The organism is Verrucosispora sioxanthis (assembly GCF_010560025.1).
Classification (GTDB): Bacteria; Actinomycetota; Actinomycetes; order Mycobacteriales; family Micromonosporaceae; genus Micromonospora; species Micromonospora palythoicola.
The window spans coordinates 1-5,314 of sequence record NZ_SAIY01000017.1 but is presented as its reverse complement, the minus strand read 5'-3'; the positions used below and the strand labels follow the sequence as shown (position 1 = coordinate 5,314).

The following is a 5,314-nucleotide window of genomic DNA, read 5'->3' as shown; positions in this document are numbered from 1 at the left end:
TGGTTTTATGTTCCGGGCTGGCCAGTTTTTCTGGTTGGTTCGGGTTCCTTTGGCAACAATTTTGTTTGTTGCTGGGATGGATTGTTCAACAGGTTTTTGTTGGAGAGTTTGATCCTGGCTCAGGACGAACGCTGGCGGCGTGCTTAACACATGCAAGTCGAGCGGAAAGGCCCTTCGGGGTACTCGAGCGGCGAACGGGTGAGTAACACGTGAGCAACCTGCCCTAGGCTTTGGGATAACCCCGGGAAACCGGGGCTAATACCGAATATTCACTTGCGGACGCATGTTTGTGGGTGGAAAGTTTTTCGGCTTGGGATGGGCTCGCGGCCTATCAGCTTGTTGGTGGGGTGATGGCCTACCAAGGCGACGACGGGTAGCCGGCCTGAGAGGGCGACCGGCCACACTGGGACTGAGACACGGCCCAGACTCCTACGGGAGGCAGCAGTGGGGAATATTGCACAATGGGCGGAAGCCTGATGCAGCGACGCCGCGTGAGGGATGACGGCCTTCGGGTTGTAAACCTCTTTCAGCAGGGACGAAGCGCGAGTGACGGTACCTGCAGAAGAAGCGCCGGCCAACTACGTGCCAGCAGCCGCGGTAAGACGTAGGGCGCGAGCGTTGTCCGGATTTATTGGGCGTAAAGAGCTCGTAGGCGGCTTGTCGCGTCGACTGTGAAAACCCGTGGCTCAACTGCGGGCCTGCAGTCGATACGGGCAGGCTAGAGTTCGGTAGGGGAGACTGGAATTCCTGGTGTAGCGGTGAAATGCGCAGATATCAGGAGGAACACCGGTGGCGAAGGCGGGTCTCTGGGCCGATACTGACGCTGAGGAGCGAAAGCGTGGGGAGCGAACAGGATTAGATACCCTGGTAGTCCACGCTGTAAACGTTGGGCGCTAGGTGTGGGGGGCCTCTCCGGTTCTCTGTGCCGCAGCTAACGCATTAAGCGCCCCGCCTGGGGAGTACGGCCGCAAGGCTAAAACTCAAAGGAATTGACGGGGGCCCGCACAAGCGGCGGAGCATGCGGATTAATTCGATGCAACGCGAAGAACCTTACCTGGGTTTGACATCGCCGGAAATCTCACAGAGATGTGGGGTCCTTCGGGGCCGGTGACAGGTGGTGCATGGCTGTCGTCAGCTCGTGTCGTGAGATGTTGGGTTAAGTCCCGCAACGAGCGCAACCCTCGTCCCATGTTGCCAGCAATTCGGTTGGGGACTCATGGGAGACTGCCGGGGTCAACTCGGAGGAAGGTGGGGATGACGTCAAGTCATCATGCCCCTTATGTCCAGGGCTTCACGCATGCTACAATGGCCGGTACAATGGGCTGCGATACCGTGAGGTGGAGCGAATCCCAAAAAGCCGGTCTCAGTTCGGATCGGGGTCTGCAACTCGACCCCGTGAAGTCGGAGTCGCTAGTAATCGCAGATCAGCAACGCTGCGGTGAATACGTTCCCGGGCCTTGTACACACCGCCCGTCACGTCACGAAAGTCGGCAACACCCGAAGCCGGTGGCCCAACCCTTGTGGAGGGAGCCGTCGAAGGTGGGGCTGGCGATTGGGACGAAGTCGTAACAAGGTAGCCGTACCGGAAGGTGCGGCTGGATCACCTCCTTTCTAAGGAGCACCATCCCGCGAAGGCGGGTATGGAGCCCGCACTGTCCGAGTGTGATGGTGGGGTGCTCGTTGGCGGAGACACTGGCGAGTCTTGTCCTGGCAACGGCCGGAGTTTTTCTTAGTACAGCCACTGTGGTGGTGGGAACGGGGTTCCGGTGCGGCTGGGAGGGATGTAGGGCACCCTGTTGGGTCCTGAAGGAACAACCGATGGTGGTTGGTCTTTCAGAGCCTTGTGGCGAGCGGGAGCTTGTCGAGGCGCCAGGCATGGCCTGGTTTCTCATACCGCCGGCGGTGGCCGGGCTGGTGGGAGACGGTGGGTTGTGGGTTGGTTGTTTGTTGAGAATTGCACAGTGGACGCGAGCATCTTTGTGGTCAAGTTGTCAAGGGCGAACGGTGGATGCCTTGGCACCAGGAGCCGATGAAGGACGTGGGAGGCCGCGATAGGCCTGGGGGAGCTGTCAACCGAGCTGTGATCCCAGGGTGTCCGAATGGGGTAACCCGGCATCAGTCATGTGATGTCACCTGCACCTGAACTCATAGGGTGTGTGGAGGGAACGCGGGGAAGTGAAACATCTCAGTACCCGTAGGAAGAGAAAACAATAGTGATTCCGTGAGTAGTGGCGAGCGAAAGCGGATTGAGGCTAAACCGGTTGCGTGTGATACCTGTCAGGGGTTGCGTGGTCGGGGTTGTGGGACCTCATGTGGTGGGCTGACAACCACCAAAGGAGTTATAAAGCCAGTTGTTAGCTGAATGGTCTGGAAAGGCTGACCGTAGACGGTGATAGTCCGGTAGGTTAAAGCAGCTGGTCTTCTGTGGGTGTTCCCGAGTAGCGGCGGACTCCTGAAATCTGCCGTGAATCTGCCAGGACCACCTGGTAAGCCTAAATACTTCCTGGTGACCGATAGCGGACGAGTACCGTGAGGGAATGGTGAAAAGTACCCCGGGAGGGGAGTGAAATAGTACCTGAAACCGTTCGCCTACAATCCGTCGGAGCCTTGCGGGGTGACGGCGTGCCTTTTGAAGAATGAGCCTGCGAGTTAGTGGCATGTGGCGAGGTTAACCCGTGTGGGGGAGCCGTAGCGAAAGCGAGTCTGAAGAGGGCGTTTGAGTCGCATGTTCTAGACCCGAAGCGGAGTGATCTAGCCATGGGCAGGCTGAAGCGCGGGTAAGACCGTGTGGAGGGCCGAACCCACCAACGTTGAAAAGTTGGGGGATGACCTGTGGTTAGGGGTGAAAGGCCAATCAAACTCCGTGATAGCTGGTTCTCCCCGAAATGCATTTAGGTGCAGCGTCGTGTGTTTCTTGCCGGAGGTAGAGCACTGGATGGTCTAGGGGGCCTACAAGCTTACCGAAATCAGCCAAACTCCGAATGCCGGTAAGTGAGAGCGCGGCAGTGAGACTGCGGGGGATAAGCTTCGTAGTCGAGAGGGAAACAGCCCAGATCACCAGCTAAGGCCCCTAAGCGTGTGCTAAGTGGAAAAGGATGTGGGGTCGCATAGACAACCAGGAGGTTGGCTTAGAAGCAGCCACCCTTTAAAGAGTGCGTAATAGCTCACTGGTCAAGTGGTTCCGCGCCGACAATGTAGCGGGGCTCAAGCACACCGCCGAAGCTGTGGCACTCACACTATGACTTCGCATCACTCTTCGGGGTGGTGTGCAGGTGTGTGGGTGGGTAGGGGAGCGTCGTGCCGGGGGTGAAGCAGCAGGGTGACCTAGTTGTGGACGCGGCACGAGTGAGAATGCAGGCATGAGTAGCGAAAGAAGGGTGAGAAACCCTTCCGCCGGATGACCAAGGGTTCCAGGGCCAGGTTAATCCGCCCTGGGTGAGTCGGGACCTAAGGCGAGGCCGAGAGGCGTAGTCGATGGACAACGGGTTGATATTCCCGTACCCGCGAAGGAGCGTCCCTGACGAACCTCGTTGTGCTAACCACCCAAACCATCCAAGACCTTCGGGTTGAGGGTGGGGAGCGTGGGAACCTGGCGGGTAGTAGTCAAGCGATGGGGTGACGCAGGAAGGTAGCTGAGCCCGGCCGGTGGTTGTGCCGGGGTAAGCGTGTAGGCCGACGTGTAGGCAAATCCGCACGTCATGAGGCTGAGACGTGATGCCGAGCCGATTCAGGTGAAGTCAGTGATCCTATGCTGCCGAGAAAAGCCTCTAGCGAGTTCCGAGCGGCCCGTACCCCAAACCGACACAGGTGGTCAGGTAGAGAATACCGAGGCGATCGGGCGAACTGTGGTTAAGGAACTCGGCAAATTGCCCCCGTAACTTAGGGAGAAGGGGGGCCGGAGACGTGAAGCCCCGCGCGGGTGGAGCGTTGTATGGCCGCAGAGAGCAGGGGGAAGCGACTGTTTACTAAAAACACAGGTCCATGCGAAGAAGTAATTCGATGTATATGGACTGACGCCTGCCCGGTGCTGGAACGTTAAGGGGACCTGTTAGCTCTTCGGGGCGAAGCGGAGAACTTAAGCGCCAGTAAACGGCGGTGGTAACTATAACCATCCTAAGGTAGCGAAATTCCTTGTCGGGTAAGTTCCGACCTGCACGAATGGCGTAACGACTTCCCCACTGTCTCAACCACAGGCCCGGCGAAATTGCAGTACGAGTAAAGATGCTCGTTACGCGCGGCAGGACGGAAAGACCCCGGGACCTTTACTATAGCTTGACATTGGTATTTGAGTCGGCTTGTGTAGGATAGGTGGGAGCCGGTGAAGCTCATACGCCAGTATGGGTGGAGGCAATCTTGAAATACCACTCTGGTTGATTCGGGTATCTAACTTCGGACCGTTATCCGGTTCAGGGACAGTGTCTGGTGGGTAGTTTAACTGGGGCGGTTGCCTCCTAAAGGGTAACGGAGGCGCCCAAAGGTTCCCTCAGCCTGGTTGGCAATCAGGTGTTGAGTGCAAGTGCACAAGGGAGCTTGACTGTGAGACTGACGGGTCGAGCAGGGACGAAAGTCGGGACTAGTGATCCGGCACTTGCGTGTGGAAGCGGTGTCGCTCAACGGATAAAAGGTACCCCGGGGATAACAGGCTGATCTTCCCCAAGAGTCCATATCGACGGGATGGTTTGGCACCTCGATGTCGGCTCGTCGCATCCTGGGGCTGTAGCAGGTCCCAAGGGTTGGGCTGTTCGCCCATTAAAGCGGTACGCGAGCTGGGTTTAGAACGTCGTGAGACAGTTCGGTCCCTATCCGCCGTGCGCGTAGGATACTTGAGAAGGGCTGTCCCTAGTACGAGAGGACCGGGACGGACGAACCTCTGGTGTGCCAGTTGTCCCGCCAGGGGCACGGCTGGTTAGCTACGTTCGGAAGGGATAACCGCTGAAAGCATCTAAGCGGGAAGCCTGCTTCAAGATGAGGTATCCCACCACCTTCGGGTGGGTAAGGCCCCCAGCTAGACGACTGGGTTGATAGGCCGGAAATGTAAGCCCGGTAACGGGTTCAGTTGACCGGTACTAATAGGCCGAGGACTTGACTACAACGATCGCTCGCGTCCACTGTGTAACTCACAACAAACAAACAACACACCCGACACCAATCATGGATGGTGTCAGCGAACGGTGTTGTTTGACATGTTGATAAGGTTACGGCGGTCATGGCGGAGGGGAAACGCCCGGTCTCATTCCGAACCCGGAAGCTAAGCCCTCCAGCGCCGATGGTACTGCACCCGGGAGGGTGTGGGAGAGTAGGACACCGCCGGACA

Annotated in this window: 3 rRNA genes; all 3 read left to right on the top strand. The window is 57.9% G+C overall.

Annotated elements, in window-relative coordinates:
- Positions 1 to 96: 96 nt before the first annotated feature.
- The 3 genes from ENC19_RS29035 (at position 97) to rrf (ending at position 5,313) form a co-directional block, all read left to right on the top strand.
- Positions 97 to 1,611 (top strand): 16S ribosomal RNA (locus tag ENC19_RS29035).
- Positions 1,612 to 1,981: 370 nt separating this feature from the next.
- Positions 1,982 to 5,090: ribosomal RNA gene (locus ENC19_RS29030) — 23S ribosomal RNA — on the top strand.
- Positions 5,091 to 5,196: 106 nt separating this feature from the next.
- Positions 5,197 to 5,313 (top strand): 5S ribosomal RNA (rrf, locus tag ENC19_RS29025).
- The 16S, 23S and 5S rRNA genes sit together here, the layout of an rRNA operon.
- Position 5,314 lies beyond the last annotated feature (1 nt).